The sequence below is a fragment of the Comamonas thiooxydans genome (assembly GCF_002157685.2).
Taxonomy (GTDB): Bacteria; Pseudomonadota; Gammaproteobacteria; order Burkholderiales; family Burkholderiaceae_C; genus Comamonas; species Comamonas testosteroni_H.
In genome coordinates, this window is sequence record NZ_AP026738.1 from 4,721,012 (window position 1) to 4,742,966 (window position 21,955).

Consider the following 21,955-nt stretch of genomic DNA (forward strand, 5'->3'; position numbering starts at 1 on the left):
CCGTGGGAAGTGCCGGTCAAAGACCGTTGTGGCGAGGATTGAGGCCGAATGAGCCAGACTTCTTGCTGTGGCGAAGACAATAAAAACGCCGCAAGCGCAAGCGCGCTGCGGCGTGGTTAGGTAACAGCGAGAAGTTTGTCGCTGCGAAACGACTGCGAGGGGACTACTTGGATTTTTGCTCGGGCCGATCCCCGAAAAATCGCCGTTTAGCAGCTTCGGCGGCACGCAAACAAAGTTCGTCGCTGACCTTTGCTCGACCCTCTTTGCATTGCCGTTGAATCTCCTTGATGCGCTCGGGATTGGCGACGAGCGTATCCACGGTTTCCGAGGGGTGAGAGGGGCCGCATGCAGTCAAGGTGGCGGCCAACATCAGCAACATCACTTTGTTCATGGTTCCAGTCCTTTCATTGGATGGGCTAGGCGTCATTGCCGGTATTTAGGTCATCCCCCGAATCAATGAAGGCCACACGTTCAATGAACCGGATCAGCATCTCAGTCGGCGCTGCATCACGTCGCAGAAGATAGGTTGTGAGCATGGTTGGCGTACCAGCTATGCGTCGAGGGACGACGCCAGACTCGCGACTGGAAGAAATATGCGCCGCACCTGCCAAACCCAAAGCGATGCCGGCGGAAACCAAGGTCATCATCACGTCGAAGGTCGCTACCCTCTGGACGATAAGTGGCTCTTGTTCGCACTTACGAAGAAGCCGGTCAACCTGACGCGCATGACCCTCGCAGATGGCTGGGTCGCCCAGCACCAATGGGTATCGCAGTACTTCTTGCAGTGGAACTCGCTTGAAGGTGAGCACTGGATGGCGAGCCGGCACCGCAACCATTAGTTCGTCCTCCCACGCGGGAGTGGCGATGATGCCATCGCCTGCATCTGCAGCCATGGAGAAGCCAGCATCGTACAGGTCGTCGTGCAAACCCTTGAGTTGCTGAGCCAGTGGAACTTCAAATAGTCGAATCTCCACTTCGGGATCTTCTTCACGGCTACGTGCTAGCAATGCTGGGAGCCGCGATGGTGTGATGCCGTCAGACAACGCGATGCGCAGTTGGCCGTGAAAGCCGTTGGTAACAGACTTGACGCTATCGCGGGCTTGATCTACTGCCGAGAAGACACGCGGAACATGCTCCAGGAATAGCCGTCCCGCGCGTGTCAGCTGTGTACTGCGAGTCGTGCGCACGAAAAGACGAGCGCCAAGTTCTTCCTCCAACTCTTTGATGGTGCGCGACAGAGGCGACTGGTCGATATGCAGCCGCTCGGCAGCGCGGGCGAAGTGAAGTTCTTCAGCCACTGCGAGAAAGCAACGAAGATGGCGAATTTCCATTCTGCTCCCCCCCCCTACATCATCAAGTGCGACGTTCTGCTTACAGAAGTGTCGGGTTGGGTACATCTCCATAGATCAGTTTGGGATCAAAGGTCTTGCTCGACTCGGTGAATACCAGTTCCTTTCCTGCTTCATGCTCTTTGCCAACTGGAATGCGCCGGTAAAAGCATGAGCGATAGCCGACGTGGCAACTCGCACCGGAGCCGGATACGCGAACACGTAGCCATACCGCATCTTGGTCATCGTCGATGCGCATTTCTTCGACTACTTGCACCAAGCCGCTGGTTGCCCCTTTGTGCCACAGCGTTTTCCGCGATCGACTCCAGTAGTGCGCTTCCCCAGTTTGAACAGTCTTCACCAAGGCTTCGTGGTTCATGTAGCCCAGCATCAGCACGTCGCCACTGTCGGCATCGGTGGTAATGCAAGCGATCAGGCCATCCTGATCGAACTTGGGCGCCAGTTCCCGGCCTTCCTCGACCTGTTCAACGGACGTTCTGGCGTGCAACGCCACTGGCGCAGAGGCCTTGGTGGAGCGGGACGTATCAGTATTGGAGTTCATGTGTTTTCCTCGTTATGACTTATCCAGTACGGCGGCGATGTTCGCATTGAGGTGTGGTGCAGCGGCCGTAAAGGATGTGGGAATGCTCGACGACCTCGAAGCCATATTCCGAAGCGATCAACCGCTGTCGCTGTTCCACCGCTTCATCATGGAATTCCTGAACGCGGCCGCAGGTCGTACACACGAGATGGTCATGGTGCATCCCGTCATCCAGCTCATAAACGGCTCGCCCTGCCTCGAAGTGCGCCTGCTTGAGCAGGCCGGATTGCTGCAACTGTGTGAGCACGCGGTACACGGTAGCCAGACCGACCTCGTGACCTTGCTTGAACAGCAGGCGATACACCTCTTCGGCTGTCAAATGACGTACATCTGCTTTCTGAAACATTTCCAGGATTTGCAGCCGAGGCAGCGTGGCCTTCAAGCCTCGGTTTCTGAGTTCGGTTGAATCAGGCATCAGACTCTCCTCTGGTTTCCTGTGACCACGATTCCAGGAACCGAACCGCCGTGCCTTGCGGCTCTCCGGTCAGGGCTTCATCCCGAACGACACAGCACCCTCGCACCACCGTGTGAATGGGCCAGCCCGTGACAGCCTGGCCGTCATACGGCGTCCAGCCGCTGACACTGGCGATCCAGTCGTTGTGGATAACACGCTGTGCCCGTAGATCAACGATGCTGAAATCCGCGTCGTAGCCCAGCGCGATGCGCCCCTTGCCCTCGATGCCGAAGATGCGGGCCGGCCCTGCGCTGGTCAAATCCACCAGCCGTTGCAGACTCAAGCGCCCGGTATGCACATGGTCGAGCATCATGGGCAGCAGCGTCTGTACGCCTGTCATTCCGCTGGGAGATTCGGGGTATGGCCGCGCTTTCTCAACCAGCGTGTGGGGCGCATGGTCGCTGCCGATGACATCGACAAGACCATTGCGGATCGCCCGCCATAGGGCATCCTGATGATGCTGCTCGCGCACGGGCGGATTCATCTGTGCCAGGCTGCCAAGGCGTTCATAGCATTCGGGTGCTTGCAAAGTCAGATGGTGGGGCGTGACTTCCACCGTGACACGATGCTTGCGACCAGCCAGGAACGCCATTTCCTCGGCGGTGGAGACATGCAGGACATGCAGGCGTCGGCCGCACTCGGCGGCCAGCCGCACGATGCGCTGCGTCGCCATCAACGCACTGTCCACATCCCGCCAGACGGGGTGCTGGCACACGTCCGTGCTTTCCAGGGCAACGTGCTTGCGCTCGCGCAGCCGGGCTTCGTCCTCCGCATGCACGGCCATGCGCCGATGGCCATGGCGCAGGATGCGCCGCAGCACCTCTTCGTCGTCTGCCAGGAGATCGCCGAAGGAACTGCCCATGAAGATCTTGACGCCGGCGCAGCCGGGCAAGTTCTCCAGCTCGGCCAGCTGCTCAGCGTTCACTGCCGATCCGCCGACGTAGAAAGCGTGGTCGCACCACGCGCGTCCCTTGGCGGCGTCCAGCTTGGCTTGCAGGTCGGCTGCGCTCAGGGTCAGCGGGGCCGTGTTCGGCATCTCGAAGATGGTGGTGACGCCGCCCAGCACCGCCCCGCGCGTGCCCGCCTCCAGGTTTTCCTTGTGCATCAGGCCCGGTTCGCGGAAATGCACCTGACTGTCGATGACACCGGGCAATACATGCAGGCCGGCAGCATCCAGCGTGGTGTTGGCGCTCCATGTGTCACGAAGATCGCCAAGCGCAACGATCCGACCTTGCGCGCAGGCCACGTCGATGCGCTCGGCCCCGCTGGGCGTCATGACGGTTGCACCCCGCACCAGAAGATCACCGTGTCGGCTCGCCGATGGCGTGATGACGTTGCCGGTGACATTCATGGGGCAGTCTCCAGCGGGTCAACCACAGCTTCGCCAGCGGTGTGCTGGCGGTTCAGACGAAGGCACAGGCGGCGTTGCGCCTCGCTGCGTGCAGCGGCGTCCGGTGCCTGCGATGCCCGCAACAGCAGCGCCACGGCATCCATCAAGGGCAACACGCCCAGGTCTTGCCCGTCACGGCTGCGGATGGCAATGGAGCCTGTGTCGCGCTCCTTGGCCCCGGCGACCAGCAGAAAGGGGATGCGCTGCAAAGTCTGCTCGCGGATCTTGTAGCCGATCTTCTCGTTGCGCACATCGGCTTCGCAGCGCAGCCCGGCACTCCGCAGAAGCCGTGCCACGTCCTGTGCGTAGGGGGCATGTTCCTCGGTGATCGACAACACCATCACCTGCATCGGCGCCAACCAGGCCGGCAGCTTGCCCGCGTGGTGCTCGATCAGAATGCCGGTGAAACGCTCCAGCGAACCGAACAATGCACGGTGCAGCATGACCGGGCGCTTGCGCTGGCCGTCTTCATCGACGTACTCGATACCGAAGCGTTCAGGCAGGTTCATGTCCACCTGGAGGGTTCCGCACTGCCAGTCGCGGCCGATGGCATCACGCAGCACGAATTCGAGCTTGGGGCCGTAGAAGGCGCCTTCGCCTGGATTAATGCGGTAGGCCAGGCCCATGCCGTCCAGCGCCTGAACCAGCGCGCCTTCGAGCAAGTCCCACGTTGCCTCATCGCCCATGCGGTTCTCAGGACGGGTCGAGAGCTTGATGCGCACATCCTCGAAGCCGAACTGGCGGTAGATGTCGAGCACCAGGGCCACGACCTCGCGGCACTCGGCGTCCATCTGCTGCGGTGTGCAGTAGATGTGGGCGTCGTCCTGCGTGAAGTGGCGCACGCGCAGCAGTCCGTGCAGCGCGCCGGAAGGTTCGTAGCGATGCACCTTGCCGAACTCGCCCATGCGAATCGGCAGATCGCGGTAGCTTTTGAGGCCGAGGCGATACAGCAGCACGCTGCCGGGGCAGTTCATGGGCTTGAGCGCGAGGGCGCGGCCATCCTCGGTTTCGGTGGTGAACATATGGTCGCGGTAGTTCTGCCAGTGGCCGGAGATTTCCCACAGGCTGCGATCCATCACGTCGGGCGAATTCACCTCCACATAGCCTGCGTCCTGCTGTCGGCGGCGCATGTAGGCGATCAACTCCTGGAAAACGGCCCAGCCGCGCGGATGCCAAAACACGGCTCCGGGCGCATCTTCCTGAAAATGGAACAGATCCAGTTCGCGGCCCAGCTTGCGGTGGTCGCGCTTCTCGGCCTCTTCGATCCGTCGGAGATAGGCATCGAGCTGCTTCCTGTCGGCCCAGGCTGTTCCGTAGATTCGCTGGAGCTGTTCGTTCCTGGCATCGCCGCGCCAGTAGGCTCCGGCCAGCTTGGTGAGCTTGAACGCCTTGAGAAAGCGCGTATTGGGCACATGCGGCCCACGGCACATGTCCACGTATTCCTGGTGGAAATACATGCCCATTTGCTGCTCGTCCGGCATGTCCTCGATCAGCCGCAGCTTGTAGTCCTCGCCGCGCTGTTGGAAGAGTCCCATGACCTCATTGCGCGGCAGCACGCGCTTGATCACGTCGTAGTCCTGCGAGATCAGCTCCTTCATGCGCGTTTCGATCGCGGCCAGGTCTTCGGGCGTGAAGGGACGTTCGTAGGCAATGTCGTAGTAGAAGCCGCCTTCGACGACTGGGCCGATGACCATCTTCGCGCTCGGGTAGAGCTGCTTGACGGCATGGCCGACCAGATGCGCGCAGGAGTGCCGGATGATTTCCAGTCCCTCCTCATCCTGGGGGGTGATAATCTGCAAGGCTGCGTCGTGGTCGATGACCGCGCACGCATCAACGAGCTGCTCGTCGAGTTTGCCCGCCACCGTGTTCCGGGCCAGCCCGGCACCAATCGTGGCGGCGACCTCGGCCACGGTGACAGGATGGTCGAAATGGCGCTGCGATCCATCCGGCAAGGTCAGCGTGATGGCTTGTTGAGGGAGTGTGATGTCCATGTTCAGAACTCGTTTTGAATGGCCTTGTAGCCAAGCACCAGCTCGTTGTTAGTGCGCGCCACGTCTTCGGAAAACTCGCTGGCGGCAGCAGGCACTTGCGGCAGCGATGCAAGATCAGTGTCAGGGCCGATGCGCTCGGTGGAGCGCACGTAGAACCCCGCAGGCAGATGCACGCCATCGACCACGGCGTTGTAGCGAACCACGCAGCCGTCATCGACCGTGCAGTTGAACAGCACGCTGTTGAAGCCGATGAAGACGCCGTTGCCGATGGCGCAGGGGCCATGCACGATGGCGCGATGGGCAATGGAAGTGCGCTGCCCGATGCGCACGCTGGCACCGGACTTGGAATGGATCACCACGCCGTCCTGGATGTTAGAGTGGGCGCCGATCACGATGGGGTCGATGTGCCCATCGGCATCCATCTCATCCGCACGGATGACCGCATAAGGGCCGATGAACACGTTTTCCTCGACGACCACGAGGCCGCACAGGATGGCGGTCGGATCGACGAAGGCGCTGGGATGAATCTGTGGCAGGTCGCCGCGTGGGTTCTTGCGGATCATGGTGGGTTGGGCCGTGATGTTGTTGGTTGGGCGGGTGGCACGGGGTCATGCCCGCCTGGGTGCAGCGGATGGCAGCGCAGCACGCGCCGCAGTGCCAGCCAGCCTCCCTTGATGGCCCCATGCGTTTGCAAGGCTTCGACGGCGTACTGCGAGCAAGTGGGGTGGAACCGGCAGCGCGGGCCGAGCATCGGGCTGATGAACAACTGGTAGCCGCGCACCAGCAGCACCAGCATGCGGGCGGGCCAGCGCGTCATGCCAGTTCCTTTCCTTTGGGGCGAACCACCATGCCTTTGAGCGTGTCTTCCACGATGAAGCCGGCTGCCTCCAGTTCGCCCCGCAGCGCATCGGCGCGGGCAAAGTCCCGGCGCTCCCGTGCTTGCTGGCGCTCGTCCAACAGTTCTCGGACACGGTTGGCATTGACCGTCCGCGCCCAGTCCGATGGCGCAAGCGCCTCCATTGCCATGCTCGGAGCCTGCTGCAACAAGCCGAGCACACCGGCTGAAACCAGCAGGCGCGACTTGGCCTGTACCCGCGCCGTGTCCGTCGCCGCTTCGTCAAGCTCCGTGCGCAGTGCGTGCAGGCGGGTCAGCGCCCCAGGAACATTGAGGTCGTTGCGAAGTGCCTCCAGCACCTGTGCATCGGGGGTGGTGTCTGCCAACGCAGAAACGTGTTCGACTTTCGCTAGGCTGGCATAGAAGCGCGTCAGCGCCTGCCGCGCCGCCGCCAGCCGCTGGGCGCTCCAGTCCAGCGGGCGGCGGTAGTGGGTGGACAGCAGCGCCAGGCGGATGGCTTCGCCCGACGCCTGTTGCAGCAGGTCGCGCACCAGCAGCACGTTGCCCAGCGACTTGGACATCTTCTGTCCATCCACCGTGACGAAGCTGTTGTGTACCCAGGTGCGGCAGTAGAGCGCGCCGTGGGCGCAGGTGCCCTGGGCGACTTCGTTCTCGTGGTGGGGGAATATCAGATCCTGCCCGCCGCCGTGGATGTCGATGGTGTGGCCCAGGTGCTGGCCGATCATGGCCGAGCATTCGACATGCCAGCCGGGGCGGCCCTGGCCCCAGGGGCTGTCCCAGCCCGGCTGCTCCGGTGTCGAGGGTTTCCAGAGCACAAAGTCCATCGGGTCGCGCTTGTAGGGCGCCACTTCCACGCGGGCACCAGCCAGCATGTCCTCGGTGCGCCGCCCCGAGAGCTGTCCATAGGCCGGATACGACGGCACATGGAACAGCACATGCCCTTGTTCGGCGTAGGCGTGGCCCCGTGCCATTAGTTCCCGGATCAGGTCGATGATCGCGGGAATGTGCTCAGTGACGCGCGGCTCCAGGTCGGGTGTCAGCACCCCCAGCGCCCGCATATCCTCGTGGTAAGCGTCGATGTAGCGGCCAGTGATGGTGCCGATGGGCACCCCCTCGGTGGCCGCCGCCGAGTTGATCTTGTCGTCCACGTCAGTGAAGTTGCGGGCATAGACCACCTCGCGGTAGTCCTGCCGGAGCAGCCGGGCCAGCACGTCGAACACCACGGCAGGCCGTGCGTTGCCGATGTGGGCGAAGTTGTAGACCGTGGGGCCGCACACGTACATCGTCACCCGGTCGGGCTGCCCGGTGCGTAAGGGTTCTTTCTTGCGCACGAGCGTGTTGTAAAGCTGGATGGGCGGATTCATGCGGTCGGCTCTCCCGCTTGTGGCAGCGCCTGCCTCAGCGCCTCGAACGTGCGCTCAACCACCTCCCGGTCAACGTCCTGGGTGATGAAGACCAGGCGCGAGCGGCGGTCTTCGCTCGGCCAGGCGGGCAATGGCACGGGCGGATGGAAGATGTGCTGCACGCCATGCACGACGATCGGCTGCGCGCTGCCCTCCACGTTGAGGATGCCTTTCACGCGAAGGATGTTGCTGCCCACGAAGGCCATAAGCAGTTCGAGCCAGTTGGTCAGTACCTCGTCGGGTATCGGGTCATCGACGTGGAAGCAGAACGCGCGGATGTGGTCATCGTGGCGGTTCACGTCGTGGTGGTCGTGCGCGTGGCCGTGATCGTGATGTACATGTGCGTGTTCATGCGCTGGCGCATAGGCTTCCTCTCGCAGCCAGCGCGCCACGTCGGGGGTCTTGCCGTCCGCAGAGAACAGCCCGAGATTCAGCACCTTCTGTGGGGCGATTTCACCGCCCCGCACCTCCCAGCGCGGGGCGGCCGGGTTGATGCCGTCCAGTCGGCGCAACAGCGTATTGCGTTGCTCGTCAGAGACCAGATCCGCCTTGGTCAGCAGCAGCGCGTCGGCCACGGCCGCCTGCTTGACGGCCTCCGGGTGCTGGTCGAGGGTGTGCATGCCGGTGGCCATGTCTACGGTCGCGACGATGCCATCGAGCCGGTATTTCGGCGCGATTTGCGGATGAGTCATCAGCGTGTGGATGATGGGTGCCGGGTCGGCCAGACCGGTGGTTTCGATCAGCACGCGCCGGAACTGCCGCTGGCCGTTGCGTGAAAAGCGCCAGGTGATGTCGCGCAGGGTTTTGACCAGATCACCGCGGATGGTGCAGCACAGGCAACCGCTGCTCATCTCCATCACCAGGTTCTCGGTACTGTGGGCGACCAGCAGGTGGTCAAGTGCCATTTCGCCGAACTCGTTGATGATGACCAGCGCGTCGGCCAGCTCAGGTTTGCGCACCAGATGATTGAGCACGGTCGTCTTGCCACTGCCCAGGAACCCGGTCAGCAGGGTGACGGGGATCAGGCTGGAGGGGGATTCGACAGTCATGCAAAAACTCCTTCGGATATCGGAGCCGCCCACGCCACCGCGTCATGCGGGTGCAGGCTCTCCAGGTGCCGGACATGGACGCTGGGGCGGACGTAGCCGCTCAATGCCGCCTCGATGCGCCGGGCTGCGTCCTCGACGAACATCAGGTTCTGGCCGTTGAGCGCCGCGAACGCCTGTTCGTCGGCGCGCTTTACCGCTGTTTGCACGGGCGTGCCCACGGCCTGCTCGATGCGGTCGATCAGCGCCAGCAGCCCGAGCGTGTCGGCGTCGCTGGGCACGTCCACCGTGACCTGCGCCTCGCTGCGCTGGCTGTGCGGCGTCGCCAGCGTCGCATGCTGGTGCAGCCAGGCCGCCACGTCGGCCGGCTCCACGGGGGACTGCCGGTCGAAGGCTTTCAGAAAGCCCTGTTCGATGATCTGCCGCGACAGCGCGGCCGAACAGGGACAGGTCGAGGAATAGCCCGCCGTGACCTGCACGCGGCACCTGAACACACCGTCGATGAGGGAAACATCCAGACGGACGGGATAGGACTTCCAGCCGGACAGCCCCTGCGTGACCAGCGCCGGACGCCGCACCAACAGCGCAAAGTTCAGGCGCAGCCGTGCGCAACGGCTGTCGCAATCCTGATGGCTGGCGATCATGTCTTGGAGCAGATGGCACAGGCCCGTTGGCGAGAGCGCTTCGCCCTGGCCCAACGTATCCAGCAGCCGGTACAGCCGGGACATGTGGATGCCCTTGACATGCGGGGCCGGCAAATCGACCTGCACGTCAGCGCGCGCATGCAGCTCGCGCCGGCAGCCTGGCTCGGCCACGGTGATGGGCAGGTCGATGCCCTGCATGCCAACCCATGCCAGCGGACTGAGGCTGGGGGCAATGTCGGTCAGTGAAACGTCGGGAAGCGCTGCATTCATGCTCAAAATCCAGTTGGGGTGCGCCCCCACCCGGTTCAGAGCATGGGGAGCGCGGTCAAATCAGTGCCAGTCGGGGAACGGGTTGTGCCAGGTCGTCCACGCCTTCGGGCCCTGGGCCATTTCTTCGTCGGTCAGCAGACAGGCATCGAAGCGCGCGCGCAGCGCCGCTTCGTCCATGCCCATGCCGATGAGCACCAGTTCCTGGCGGGCGTCACCCACGTTCTCGTCCCATTTCTCGCGGATCAGAGCGACGGATTCGGGGTCTTGCGGCCAGCGCTCCTGCGGCACCGCAGCCCACCAGTAGCCGGCCACGCCATGCCGGGCCACCGCACCCGCCTGCGACCAGTTGCCCGCCAGCGTCGGATCGCTGGCAAGCCAGAAGAAGCCCTTGGAGCGAACCACGCCCGGCCATTCGCTTTCCACCCAATCGAAGAAGCGCTGCGGATGGAATGGCCTGCGCGCCCGATAGACGAAATTGCGGATGCCGTATTCCTCGGTCTCCGGCGTATGCGTGCCGCGCAGTTCTTGCAGCCAGCCGGGCGCCTTGGAAGCCTCGTCGAAGTCGAACAGACCGGTATCCAGCACGCGGTCGAGCGGCACTTGACCGAACGCAGCGATCTCGATTCGGGCGCGCGGGTTGAGGCTGCGCAAAATCGCCATCAACCGGTCACGCTCATCGTCGCTGATCAGGTCAACCTTGTTAAGCACGATCACGTCGCAAAACTCGATCTGCTCGATCAACAGGTCCACCACCGTGCGCTGGTCTTCCTCGCCCAGCGACTCACCGCGTGACTGAATGCTGTCGCGCGAGCTGTAGTCGCGCAGGAAGTTGTACGCATCGACCACCGTGACCATCGTGTCGAGCCGGGCCACGTCGCCCAGGCTGCGGCCGTCCTCGCCCTCGAAGGTGAAGGTCTCAGCCACGGGCAACGGCTCAGAAATCCCCGTGGATTCGATCACGAGTTGGTCGAAGCGGCCTTCTTTGGCAAGACGATCCACTTCAAGCAGCAAATCCTCGCGCAGCGTGCAGCAGATACAGCCGTTGCTCATCTCCACCAACTTCTCGTCGGTGCGCGAGAGTTCGGCCCCGCCGTCGCGCACCAGCGCGGCGTCGATGTTGACCTCGCTCATGTCGTTGACGATGACCGCGACGCGCCGGCCCTCACGGTTGTTCAGGATATGGTTGAGCAGGGTGGTCTTGCCCGCGCCCAGAAAGCCGGACAGGACAGTGACGGGGAGTTTTTTCGTGGGATCTAGGGTTGCGGTTTTCATGTTGATTTCTTCATCTTCATGGGCAATCAGCTTGACGAGACGTCAATGCGACCCTGCGCAAGCTGCACATTTGCCGTGCAATTCGATGGTCGAACTGCGCAGCGAGAAGGCGTTGTTCTTCGTCCAGCGGCCGATGCAGCGACCCAAATCACGCTCAGAGAACTCGTCTACATGGCCACACTGATCGCAGATGGCGAAAGCCCTGAGGCCTTGTTGGCAGTCCACCGCGTGATTGCAGGGCACGTACGCATTCAAGGTCGCAAGACGGTGTACCAATCCATCGTTGGCCAAACGCTCCAGAGCTCGATAGACCTGCATGGGTGCACTGAAACCGTGCTCGCGCAATCGTTCAAGAAGCGCATATGCGCTGAGCGGCTCGCTGGCTTGCCGAAGGGCCGTAAGGACTCGTTGCTGGTTGGTGGTCAGTTGCACAGAACTCTCCGTGGATCGCGATATGCACAGGGATTAACATCGAAATTTATGTAATGTTATAACATAACTTAAACTAGAGTGAAAATTGCAATGGCACCAGGTTGGCTCGTCAATCCGCTCGATCAGGCCATGTGAATGGACTTTGGGATCGCCCCGTTCCCAGGAGCATTGGCGTCATTGAATGCCGCAGCCCGAGGCAAGGTTTGATATTTCCTCCGTGGGCTAGAAGCGCTAAACTGTTGGGCGTTACAACATAACGCTTGAAGCAATGTCGCCCTCTGCCAAGCCGCACTCTCATGAGCTGACCAAGCACCAGTCACTCGTGCTCAACGCGCTTGCGCGTGAGGAGAATCCTGCGAGCGCATACACGCTACTCGACCATCTGCGAGCGGAGGGATTGCGCGCGCCGCAACAGGTGTACCGTGCGCTAGACAAGCTGATCGAGTACGGGCTTGTGCACCGCGTGGAAACGCTGAATTCTTTCGTCGCATGCGCTCACCCCCATGACCACCGGCATGGGCTGGTCGTCTTCGCCATTTGCGATCAGTGCGGGCAGGTGGAGGAGTTCTCAGACCAAGCCATCGAACGTCGTCTCAATGGCTGGTCGAAAGACCACGCTTTTCGCTTGAGCAAGGCCTCCGTCGAGATGCACGGTACCTGTGGCCGCTGCGACCATCCGCCCGCCGTGGAGTCGGCCCCGCACGGCCTATAGCCGCGCGGCCCGACCTTCTCAACAATTCGTCAGAAATCCACGCGCATGCTGATTGAGGCTGTGCGCCCCGGCGCCGTATAGGCGGCCAACCGCGCATCGTTGCCCGTCAACCCGCTCACTGTGGACCAATCGTAGTATTGCCGGTTGAACAAGTTGTAGATCGCCAGGTTCAGTGTGGCCTGCTTGCCGATGCGCCAGTAGGCTGTTATATCCATCGTGGCATAGCCGGCGGTCTTGAGTGGCACGGGGGCAGTCGGTCCGGTCTGCGCCAACGCCTCGTTGACACGCCGCTTTCCCGCCACGAAATTGCTCGTGAGTTGCCCGCCAAAGCGCCCGCCGCGCTCATCCCAGCGCAGCCCGGCAACCAGCCGCGCGGGCTGAATGCTGTTGAGCGGCTGGTCAGCGGTTTTATCGTTGCCCATCGACCACTGCATGGCGCCGATCAGGCGCCAGCGGTCAGCTGCGTTGAACCAGTGGCTGATCGGTATCTGCCCCTTGGCCTCGATGCCGTAGATCTCCACCTCTCCGAGGTTGCGCGACTGAAAGCGCCGTATCGCGCGTGGGCCGCCGCTTTGCCCTGGAGGGATGAATGCGATCATCTGGGTATCGATGAAGTCGGTGTAGCGGTTGTAGAAGGCCGACAGCTCATACGAACCCATGTTCGACTCACCACGCAGGCCCAACTCCACACCCCGGCTGCGCTCGGGCTTGAGGTTGGGGTTGGGGATGAAGTCGTGGATGAATGTCGCCACGGCGGTCTGCCCGGCACGGTTGAGTTGCTCCGGCGTGGGCATGCGAAAGCCCGTCACGAGGTTGGCATAGGCAACCTGGCGGGGCTGCCACTCGTAGCTCAACCCCAGGCGCGGCGTCCATGCGGTCTTGGATAGAGCCACCGGGGTGGTACCACCCACGTTGGCGTTAGCGAACAGAGCGTCGGGCTTGGGTGAGATCCGGTAGGTGTCGAAACGCAGACTCGGTGTCAGGCGTAGCCTGCCGTCGCCGAACGCCATCTCGTCCTGGACAAACAGGCCGAGGCTGCGCACGTCGGCCTCAGGCGCGGTGCGGCGCGGAAAGATCTCGCCATCGATGACGCTCGTAGCACCGGTTCCCGCCACAGTGCGCTGCACGGCATTGTTGTAGAGGCTGACCGATTTGGATAGCACATCCATGCCCGTCACCCAACGGTGGGCCACGCTGCCCGTGTCGGCATGTCCGTCGAATTGCAGGCTACCAGACCACTGAGGCTCGCGGTAGGACATGGTGCTGTCACGCAGCAACGCCGGGGCGGCGCCCGGAGGTTTGCGTCCTTCGTGCGTGCGTTCTTCGCTGCGGCTGTGCTGGTAGTCGATCTGCGCCGAAAAATTGTCGAACCAGGCGCTGCTGGGTGCATAGCGGTAAGCCAGGCCCAGCCGGTCGCGGCGACTGATGTCGTCCGCTTGGCTGCCGGTGATGCGTGTGCCACCTGCAATGGGGCCCATCAGCGACTGCTGGTCGGTGCGGATCGACTGCTCGTAATGCTCACCCGTGAACGTCAGCGACTGCGCAGAATCGATGTCGAGCACAGACTTGAACAGCAGATTGCGCATCTGCGTGTCTTGCGGGTTGGGATGTAAGTCACTGTCCGGGTGATTCTTGAGCTGGCGTCCGTCACGCTCCGTGAAGGACAGCAGGTTCTGCGTTGGGCCGGCCCTAAACGCCAGGTCGGCATGGCCCCAGCGGCCGTTGTCGCGGCCATCATAGCCCGTGGAGGCAGAGCCGGCAAAACCTCTGGAACTGTCCAGGAAGTCCTGCGGCGACAGCGTGCGGAACAACACCACGCCGGCCAATGCGTCGCTGCCGTACAGGCTGGAGGCCGGCCCCTTGAGTACCTCCACACGACTCAGTGACAGTGGATCCACGCGAAGTTGGCCGGAGTTGGCTCCCGCCGCTACATAGCCGCCCGGCAGGCGCACGCAATCGAGGAACATGCCCAGGCGTTGGGCACCAATGCCACGCACCTGGATCGCAGCTTCGCCTCCGCGTCCGCGCGCCTCACGGCTGACCGAGATACCAGGTTCATAGCGGAACATCTCGCTGAAGTCCGTCACTAGGTTTTCTTGTAGCTGTATCTCGTCGATCACCGACACCGTCGCTGGCGTAGTTAGTGCCGCCGTAGGCCGACGTGTGGCATTGATGACAACGGAAGGCAATGTTGCTACTTCGCTAGCAATGGCCTGGGCCGGTGTGCTCGCCGGCGCCTCCTGCGCCCACACCGCGCCTGCGGCTGCCCATACCCCCCACATGGCTGCGTGCAGCCGCTTCAAACGAAACATGGAAATTCCATCCTCATAAAACAAAGTATTTATGAATGTTATAACATCACACTTTGGTTTTGGAGATTGGCAGAGAAAAATGGGATGGGCTCGTGGCTCAATCAAAACAGTCTGGAACTGGCGCAGCACACTGCTGGCTGCGGTGCTGTTCCTCGTGGCCGCTGCCGCGCTATGGATGGCCTGGAGCGCCTGGCTGGCGCCCACGCGGGTGGCGCTGGTGCATTACCCGGACTTCCAGGCGGCGCGCCTGCTCAAGGCCAGCCCCGGCGCCTTCACCCGCGCCGAGGTCCTGCCGCTGGAGCGGCTGAACCAGGCGCGGCGTTATGACCTCGTGTTGGTTTTTGGCCGCGGCCTGAAGCTCGACGATGCACAGGTACAGCAGCTGCGCGCCGCCACACAGTCAGGAACGCCCGTCTATGTGGACGGTGCCACCAACCCGCAACATGACATGCTCACCAGCCTGCAGGGCATCGATCTCGATGCCGTCTCGGCCTACCTGCGCGGCGGCGGTCCGGTGAACTATGCGCGCCTGCAGACCTACACCCGCCGCGTGCTGGACGGAAAGCGCTTGTTCGCGAACCAGGTGGAGCCACCCCAACCGATGCCGCAGGATGTGTTTTTCCACTTGAGTGACGAAGCGGTCTTTGCGGACTTCGCGAGTTTCGAGCAGTACCTGCAAAAGCAGGCAGGCTGGAAGCCAGGTCGCCCGCGCCTGGCGTTGCTGACTAGCGTGCCTGGGCCCTTCAACGCCAACCGAGACCATGTGGACGCTGCCATCCGAGTCTTTGAAGCGCGTGGCTTTGAAGTCGTGCCCATCTCCGCCGTGCGCCAGCGTCTGGCCTTGTTGCGGCAGGCCGATCCGGCCGCCGTGGTGTATATGCCCCATGGGAGACTGACTGTGGGGCAAGCCGATGAGGCACGGCAGTGGCTCACTGAGCGCAATATCCCGCTGTTCGCGCCAGTGAGCGTTTTCACCGAGGAGAGCGAATGGCTGGCCGATCAGCGCAGTTTCGATGGCGGCCTTCTGACGATGTCCGTCACTCTGCCCGAGATCGACGGCGCGACTACGCCGCTGGCGATCGCCGCGCAGTTCCGCGACCAGGACGGCTTGCGCGTGTTCCGCGCGCTGCCGCAGCGGCTGGAACGCTTTGCCGATCTGGTGCAGCGCACCGTGGCGCTCAAGGTCAAGGCCAATGCCGACAAGAAGCTGGCCATCTACTACTACAAAGGCCCCGGCCAAAGCGCGATGACCGCAGGCGACCTGGAGGTCGCGCCCTCACTCTACGCTTTGCTCAAGCGCCTGCGGGCCGATGGCTACCGCGTGGATGGACTGCCTGCCACCGAGGCTGATTTTGCTCGTCTGCTGCAACGGCGCGGCCCCAACATCGGACCCTATGCTAAGGGCGATCTCGCCAAATTCCTGGGCGAGGCCGATCCGGCCTGGGTGCAGACTGGGCAACTGAAGAACTGGTGCGGCCGGCAGATCGCGCAGCTGTTGTGTGATCAGGTGGCCCGGCAGTTCGGCCCCGCGCCCGGCGCCTACCTGAGCGATAGAGCCGGCGATGAGGGCCGCGTCGCTGTGGCGCGCGTGTCGCTGGGCAACGTGGTGCTGCTGCCGCAGCCGCTGTCCGGCGTGGGTGACGACACTTTCAAGATCGTGCACGGCACTCAGCTCGCACCGCCTTGGCCCTATGTGGCCTCGTACCTGTGGACGCGCGAGGTCTTTGGTGCGGACGCGGTGATGCACTTCGGCACCCACGGCAGCTTGGAGTTCACGCCCAGCAAGCAAGTCGCGCTGTCCGACAACGACTGGCCCGACGCCTTGATAGGCCAGGTGCCGCATCTGTACCTGTACACCATGGGCAACGTCGGCGAGGCCATGATCGCCAAGCGCCGCAGCTACGCTACCATCGTCTCGCACCTGACACCGCCGCTGCGCGAAGGCGGCGCACAGTCCGGCTACAAGCAGCTCGCAGACCGCCTGCAAACTTGGGGTGCCACTGGCAGCCCCGCGCTCAAGCACCAGTACGCGCAGGACATTCAGCGCCAGGCCGTGACACTGGGCCTGCACCGCGACCTGTCGTTCGCTGCAGAGCAGCCCTGGAGCGATGCCCAGCTGGAGCAGTTGGCCGACCACATGGAAACTGTGGAGGATGCGCGCATCACCGCCGGTCTGTACACACTGGGCAACCCGTATGCGCCGCCCGCGCTGGACGCCACCGCGCGGTTGATGGGCCTGGATGCGGTGGTACAGGCATTGGCCGAATTGGATGTAGCGCGCGGCACCGTACGGCGTGAGCAACTCGACCATTCAGCGTGGCTGGCGCGCACCTACCGGCCCCACGCTGAGACCTTGGTTGCGCGCGCCGAGCGCGGCGAAGCAGCTACATCCCTGATGGCCCAGGTGGTGCAGCCCGGCGAGTTGCAACGCGCCCTGGACTGGGAAAAAGCGCAGCGCCGCCCTGGTGACGACGAACTGGTGCGAGGCTTGATCGCCATGGGTGATTCACGCGCCCGTCGCGCGCCTGCCTCCGAAACAGTGGCCGACGATGGCGCACTGCGCCAGCACCTGGCGCGTGCGCTGGCAGATCCGAAGAAGCGTGAGTTCCTGGAAGGGTTGCGTTCCGACCAGAAACTCAAGCAGGCGCTGCGTTCGCTGGACCCAGAATCTCTGCAGAGCGCGCGCACTGTCGCCAAGGCCATTCCCGCTATGGCCCAGGCGCTCGAGATCGCCGCCGACTCCGATGTGAAGCCCTTGCTGTCCGCCATGCAGAACGAGCCTATGCGCCGCAAGATATTGGGCTGGCTGGTCGACCCGGAGCTTCAGGCGCGCACCGAGGCCGAGGCCGGCCGTGCCACGGAGGTCCTGCAAGCTCAGGCGCGCGAACACCAGGGCGCGCTGGAAACGGCCGAGGTAACACCCGACGCGCAGGCGGCGCAGCAGCGCATCCAGGGTCTGGATGCGCCTGCACAAGACCGGCTGCTCGCCGAGCTGCGTTTTTGGCAGCAGGCACCGGCACTGCAGGACTCCTGGCAGGCACGCCGACAGGACGCGGCGGTCGGCATCGCCCATCTCACACAAGCACTGGAGCGCAGCGCCACCCGACGCGCCGAGGACGAATGGCGCTTCGCCCAGGCCGTGCTTACGTTGCGCGAGCGCCTGCAGGCCATTCCTCACTATCGCGGCCAGTTGGCTGAAAGTCCGGCACGCGAGTTGACCGCGCTCACCAATGCACTGGCCGGCGGCTTCACGCCGCCCTCGTCGGGCGGCGACCCGCTCGTCAACCCGGCAGCGCTGCCCACCGGACGCAACCTGTTCGCCATCGACGCCGAAAAAACCCCGTCCGAACAGGCTTGGACCGTGGGACGGCAATTGGCTGACCAGATGCTGACCCAGCACCGCGCAGCCCACGAAGGCCAGTGGCCGAGCAAGGTGGCCTTCACGCTATGGGCTGGCGACTTTATCCACACCGAGGGCACCAGCGTCGCGCAGATCCTCTACCTGCTGGGCGTGGCGCCGGTGCGCGACCCGTTCGGGCGCGTGTCGGGCCTGCGCCTGATTCCGCGGGAGGAGTTGGGCCGCCCGCGCATTGACGTGGTGGTGCAGACCTCGGGCCAATTGCGCGACTTGGCAGCCTCGCGTCTGTATCTGATCAACAAGGCCGTGACGATGGCCGCCCAAGCGCGCGAGCAAGACAATGCCGTCGCCCAGGGCGTACAGGCCGTGGAACGTGCGCTCAAAGAGCGCGGTGCTTCCCCCGCCGATGCGCGCCGCTTTGCCGCCGTGCGCGTGTTTGGCGGCGTCAATGGCAACTACGGCAGCGGCATCATGGGCATGGTCGAGGCCGGCGACCGCTGGAAGGACCGATCCGAAGTCGCCCACACCTATCTGGCCAACATGGGTGCAGCTTTCGGCGAGGGCGACCTGTGGGGCGCTTTCCAGAGCGGCGCGTTCGAGGCCGCCCTGGCCGGCACGCAGGTGGTGGTGCAGCCGCTCGAATCCAACACCTGGGGGCCGATATCACTCGACCATGTCTATGAATTCATGGGCGGGCTGAACCTGGCGGTGCGCGAGGTCACCGGGCAGGAGCCGGCCGCGTACTTCAGCGACTACCGTAACCCTTCGCGGCCCACCGTGCGCGAGGCCAAGACAGCCATTGCCGTGGAAGCGCGTGCCACGATGCTGAATCCAGCCTATATCGAGGCCATGGCCCAGGGCGGTGCTTCGTCCGCCGAGGTGTTCGCCGAGACGTTCCGCAATCTCTATGGCTGGAATGTGATGAAGCCCGATGCCATCCCGACCGAGATGTGGGATGCGCTGCACGACACCTATGTCCGTGATACGCACGGTATGGGCACACGCCAGTTCTTCGAGCGCGCCAATCCTTATGCGCTGCAGGAGATGACGGCGGTGATGTTGGAGACCGCGCGCAAAGGCTACTGGCGGCCCGGTGACGCACGCCTACGCGAGGTGGCCGGCCTGCATGCCGACCTGGTCGCTCGCTTTGGCGCCAGCGGCACGGGCTTCGTCAACGACAACCGGGCGCTGCGCGGCTTCATCGCTGAGCAGGTGGCCCCCGAAGCTCGCCAAGCCTATGACGATGCGCTGCAGAACGCCAACGAGGGCGCGGCTATCACTGCTGACAAAGCCACAGTGCTGCGCAAGGCTGATGACCGGCCGGCGGCCCAGCACGCGGGAGACCAAGCCGCCGAGCAAGGTCGCGCAGCCGGTGAGGCCACGCAGGAACAGTCCATCGCATTGCGTCCTGGGGCCACCGCCATCGCCGTGCTGGCAGGCGCGCTACTGGTGCTGGGGGCGCTGGTGTGGCGGCTACGCCGCCGCCATTCTGGAGTCAGGGCATGAGCCTGGACGGCAGCATCCTGCTCCTGCTAGCCGCCTGCTGCATGGTCCTCGCGGCCCTGCAGGCCAGCGAATGGCCCCGGCCGCTGCAAGCGGTGATGGTTCTGGCGCTGGCTGGCGCGCTGGCCGCATCGGGCGAACTGGCTAGCCGCACTAGCACCGCCGAGATTCTGCGCTGGATCGCGTCGCCCCAACGGCGGCAGGACTTGGCGGCACTGCTATTGACGGAGGCGCTGCTCTTCGGTAGTCAGGCCGTGCGTGCAGCGCAGGGACAGGCCACACGCTGGTGGCGCTGGCTGGGCTGGCTGCCGCCGCCCTCTGCGCTGCTGTCGCTGTTCTTTGCCCAAGTGGCCGTGATGCTACTGGTCGATGGCTGGGACTACGGCACGCTGGCCTGGCTTTGCTCGCTGGTCTTTGCCCTGCTGCTGGCCGCCGCCACGGCGCTGCTGCGCTGGGCCTTGCCCGATGCCGCCACACGCGGCGCGCTACGCGTGGGCCTGCATGGTGCACAGGCCGTTGCCGGGTTGTGGCTGGCACGGCCCACCTTCCAGATCGCCATCGACCCCGTACCGCTGTGGGGTGACCGCTTGGCCATCTTGACCGCTGTAGTCACCGCGCTGGCCGCTCTGGGCTGGTTGCTGCAGCGGCGACGTTGAATCAATCAAAGAAAAACACATGGAATCGCTCATACAAACCCTCTCCTGGATCTCAACCGCGCTGCAGGTGCCGGTGGTGGTCGCCATCCTCTACCTGCTCGTTCGCGGCCTGCTGGCGCTGGGCGGCTTCTACGGCCGCTGGAGCGACCGGCTACGCCGGCGGCGAAACACCGGTGCATTGGCCACGGTGCCGACGGGTGAACTGCTCGACACGCTGGAGCACGCAACCCCGCGCAAGGCCGACGCGCTACACCAGGCATTGGCCGCTCTGCGTCAAGCCCCCACCGACCCTGTGTGGCATGAGCGTGTGGTGACGGAATTCGAACTCGCTATCGATCGTCAACTGGCACTGCTTCGCACCATGACGCGCATCGGCCCACTGCTGGGACTGATGGGAACTCTGATCCCGCTGGGACCCGCCTTGGTGGCGCTGGCCGCTGGCGACATCGCAGTGCTGGCGCGCAAGATGGAGGTCGCCTTTGCCACCACCGTGGTCGGTCTCGTGATCGGCGCCATCGGTTTCCTGCTGTATCAAGCCGCGCAGCGTTGGGCGATGGATGATTTATCGCTGCTGGAATTCGTTAGCGCACGCCTGCAGGGCACTGAATGGGAGAAAGCGAAATGAAACGCCGTCGCTCTCTGTTGCGCGGGGCCGGCTTAGGCAGTGACAGTGACGACATGGATCCTATGGGTTTCTTGATCAATCTATTTGACGTGGCTCTGGTTTTTTCCCTGGCGTTGATGATCGCGCTGGTATCTAACCTGCGCATCGCCGACATGCTCACAACGAAGGACTTCACCATGGTTAAGAATCCCGGCCAGCCAAACATGGAAATCATCACACGTGAGGGTGGCAAGGTCTCACGTTACGTTGCTGGCGATGCCCAGGACAATCGCACGAACTCGCAACAAGCCCGCCAGGGCCAGCGAGTGGGTACTGCTTACAGGCTGGAAAGCGGAGAAATCATCTACGTTCCAGACGACGGCATCCTTGGAAAGTGAATATATTCGCAATAAAAAAGACGGTAGGACACCTCTGTTGGTCAGTTCTAATAATTAGAGCGAGAAGGCTCCAGGGAGAATTTCAGAAAATGATAATCAAATGCAATGTGGTTATATATCATTTTCTTTAAATTAAGAAAATTTAAGAATGCCGAATGCATTCACAATTTTTACAACATCCATGTCAGATATCATCTTTCTAAACGGAACCTCCAGCTCTGGCAAGTCAACAATCGCACGCGCTCTGCGTGAAAAGCTTCCTTCTTTCTCCTACTTCGCCTCCGATCAGTTGGCAGAAGCCGGATTCCGTCCGCTCACACGCACTCCTGAAGAACGGGAGCGATTCTTTGCTGGCTTCCATTATTCCATTGCAGCTTTTGCCGATGCGGGAAGCCAACTCATCGTTGAGCATATTGTTGAATCTATTGAATGGGCTCAAATGCTCCAACACTTGCTGTCAAGACATCAAGTGTTCTGGGTTGGCGTCCAAGCTCCGCAGGAGGAGCTGCAACGTCGTGAAATTGCAAGAGGCGACAGAGGAATTGGTGAAGCGCTTTATCATCTGCGGACCCATGATTTCGTCTCATACGATCTAAACGTGGATTCGACCAAAGCACCTGAGGAAAATGCGCTGACTATAGTGGGCGCTTGGTCTCAATGGTAGTCTAGCTTCAGTTCTTAGGCAGCGAATGGAAGCGCTTTGCAGATCAAGGATGCGCCAATAG

General features: G+C 62.9%; 20 protein-coding genes. 6 read left to right on the top strand and 14 right to left on the bottom strand.

Annotated elements, in window-relative coordinates; genetic code table 11:
- Window positions 1-163: 163 nt before the first annotated feature.
- Genes CTR2_RS21970 through CTR2_RS22030 form a run of 13 tightly spaced genes read right to left on the bottom strand, consistent with a single transcriptional unit; the run spans window position 164 to window position 11,687 of the window.
- Window positions 164-391: an EexN family lipoprotein gene (locus tag CTR2_RS21970; RefSeq protein WP_087080983.1), complete on the bottom strand. Its 228-nt coding sequence runs from the start codon at window positions 389-391 to the stop codon at window positions 164-166.
- Between the two features lie 25 nt (window positions 392-416).
- Window positions 417-1,331, bottom strand: a complete 915-nt coding sequence (locus CTR2_RS21975; RefSeq protein WP_087080981.1) for a LysR family transcriptional regulator — start codon at window positions 1,329-1,331, stop codon at window positions 417-419.
- A gap of 40 nt (window positions 1,332-1,371) precedes the next feature.
- Window positions 1,372-1,890, bottom strand: a complete 519-nt coding sequence (hisI, locus tag CTR2_RS21980; protein WP_087080979.1) for a phosphoribosyl-AMP cyclohydrolase — start codon at window positions 1,888-1,890, stop codon at window positions 1,372-1,374.
- 19 nt (window positions 1,891-1,909) lie between these two features.
- Window positions 1,910-2,344: a ferric iron uptake transcriptional regulator gene (gene fur, locus CTR2_RS21985; protein WP_087080977.1), complete on the bottom strand. Its 435-nt coding sequence runs from the start codon at window positions 2,342-2,344 to the stop codon at window positions 1,910-1,912.
- Window positions 2,337-3,734 (bottom strand): dihydroorotase, encoded by a 1,398-nt coding sequence (locus CTR2_RS21990; RefSeq protein WP_087080975.1) that lies wholly within the window; start codon window positions 3,732-3,734, stop codon window positions 2,337-2,339. Before CTR2_RS21990 ends, fur begins: the two co-directional genes overlap by 8 nt.
- The gene (gene thrS, locus CTR2_RS21995) at window positions 3,731-5,764 is read right to left on the bottom strand and encodes a threonine--tRNA ligase (RefSeq protein ID WP_087080973.1); all 2,034 of its coding nucleotides are present in this window, start codon (window positions 5,762-5,764) and stop codon (window positions 3,731-3,733) included. Before thrS ends, CTR2_RS21990 begins: the two co-directional genes overlap by 4 nt.
- Window positions 5,765-5,766: 2 nt before the next feature.
- Window positions 5,767-6,327, bottom strand: coding sequence for a gamma carbonic anhydrase family protein (locus CTR2_RS22000; RefSeq protein ID WP_087080971.1), 561 nt, complete (start codon window positions 6,325-6,327; stop codon window positions 5,767-5,769).
- Complete coding sequence (yidD, locus tag CTR2_RS22005; protein ID WP_087080969.1) at window positions 6,324-6,581, bottom strand: membrane protein insertion efficiency factor YidD; 258 nt, start codon at window positions 6,579-6,581, stop codon at window positions 6,324-6,326. The genes CTR2_RS22000 and yidD overlap by 4 nt, the downstream gene beginning before the upstream one ends.
- Window positions 6,578-7,984, bottom strand: a complete 1,407-nt coding sequence (cysS, locus tag CTR2_RS22010; RefSeq protein ID WP_087080967.1) for a cysteine--tRNA ligase — start codon at window positions 7,982-7,984, stop codon at window positions 6,578-6,580. The genes yidD and cysS overlap by 4 nt, the downstream gene beginning before the upstream one ends.
- Complete coding sequence (locus CTR2_RS22015) at window positions 7,981-9,072, bottom strand: CobW family GTP-binding protein (protein WP_087080965.1); 1,092 nt, start codon at window positions 9,070-9,072, stop codon at window positions 7,981-7,983. Before CTR2_RS22015 ends, cysS begins: the two co-directional genes overlap by 4 nt.
- A complete protein-coding gene (folE2, locus tag CTR2_RS22020) occupies window positions 9,069-9,983 on the bottom strand; it encodes a GTP cyclohydrolase FolE2 (RefSeq protein ID WP_087080962.1) in 915 nt (304 codons plus the stop codon). The genes CTR2_RS22015 and folE2 overlap by 4 nt, the downstream gene beginning before the upstream one ends.
- Before the next feature lie 60 nt (window positions 9,984-10,043).
- Complete coding sequence (zigA, locus tag CTR2_RS22025; protein ID WP_087080961.1) at window positions 10,044-11,255, bottom strand: zinc metallochaperone GTPase ZigA; 1,212 nt, start codon at window positions 11,253-11,255, stop codon at window positions 10,044-10,046.
- A 42-nt stretch (window positions 11,256-11,297) separates the two neighbouring features.
- Complete coding sequence (locus tag CTR2_RS22030; RefSeq protein WP_087080959.1) at window positions 11,298-11,687, bottom strand: Fur family transcriptional regulator; 390 nt, start codon at window positions 11,685-11,687, stop codon at window positions 11,298-11,300.
- Between the two features lie 268 nt (window positions 11,688-11,955).
- Here CTR2_RS22030 and CTR2_RS22035 point away from each other — a divergent pair, with 268 nt between their 5' ends.
- On the top strand, window positions 11,956-12,399 hold the full coding sequence (locus CTR2_RS22035) for a Fur family transcriptional regulator (RefSeq protein WP_087080957.1): 444 nt from the start codon (window positions 11,956-11,958) through the stop codon (window positions 12,397-12,399).
- A 29-nt stretch (window positions 12,400-12,428) separates the two neighbouring features.
- Here CTR2_RS22035 and CTR2_RS22040 read toward each other — a convergent pair whose 3' ends face one another.
- Window positions 12,429-14,711 (bottom strand): TonB-dependent hemoglobin/transferrin/lactoferrin family receptor, encoded by a 2,283-nt coding sequence (locus CTR2_RS22040; RefSeq protein ID WP_087080955.1) that lies wholly within the window; start codon window positions 14,709-14,711, stop codon window positions 12,429-12,431.
- A gap of 79 nt (window positions 14,712-14,790) precedes the next feature.
- Here CTR2_RS22040 and CTR2_RS22045 point away from each other — a divergent pair, with 79 nt between their 5' ends.
- The 5 genes from CTR2_RS22045 (at window position 14,791) to CTR2_RS22065 (ending at window position 21,894) form a co-directional block, all read left to right on the top strand.
- Entirely contained in the window at window positions 14,791-19,575 is a 4,785-nt protein-coding gene (locus tag CTR2_RS22045) for a cobaltochelatase subunit CobN (protein WP_176391594.1), read from the top strand.
- On the top strand, window positions 19,572-20,228 hold the full coding sequence (locus CTR2_RS22050; protein ID WP_087080951.1) for a hypothetical protein: 657 nt from the start codon (window positions 19,572-19,574) through the stop codon (window positions 20,226-20,228). Before CTR2_RS22045 ends, CTR2_RS22050 begins: the two co-directional genes overlap by 4 nt.
- Before the next feature lie 19 nt (window positions 20,229-20,247).
- Window positions 20,248-20,853, top strand: coding sequence for a MotA/TolQ/ExbB proton channel family protein (locus tag CTR2_RS22055; protein WP_087080949.1), 606 nt, complete (start codon window positions 20,248-20,250; stop codon window positions 20,851-20,853).
- Window positions 20,850-21,230, top strand: coding sequence for a DUF2149 domain-containing protein (locus CTR2_RS22060; protein ID WP_087080947.1), 381 nt, complete (start codon window positions 20,850-20,852; stop codon window positions 21,228-21,230). Before CTR2_RS22055 ends, CTR2_RS22060 begins: the two co-directional genes overlap by 4 nt.
- 148 nt (window positions 21,231-21,378) lie before the next feature.
- On the top strand, window positions 21,379-21,894 hold the full coding sequence (locus CTR2_RS22065; protein ID WP_087080945.1) for a chloramphenicol phosphotransferase CPT family protein: 516 nt from the start codon (window positions 21,379-21,381) through the stop codon (window positions 21,892-21,894).
- Window positions 21,895-21,955 lie beyond the last annotated feature (61 nt).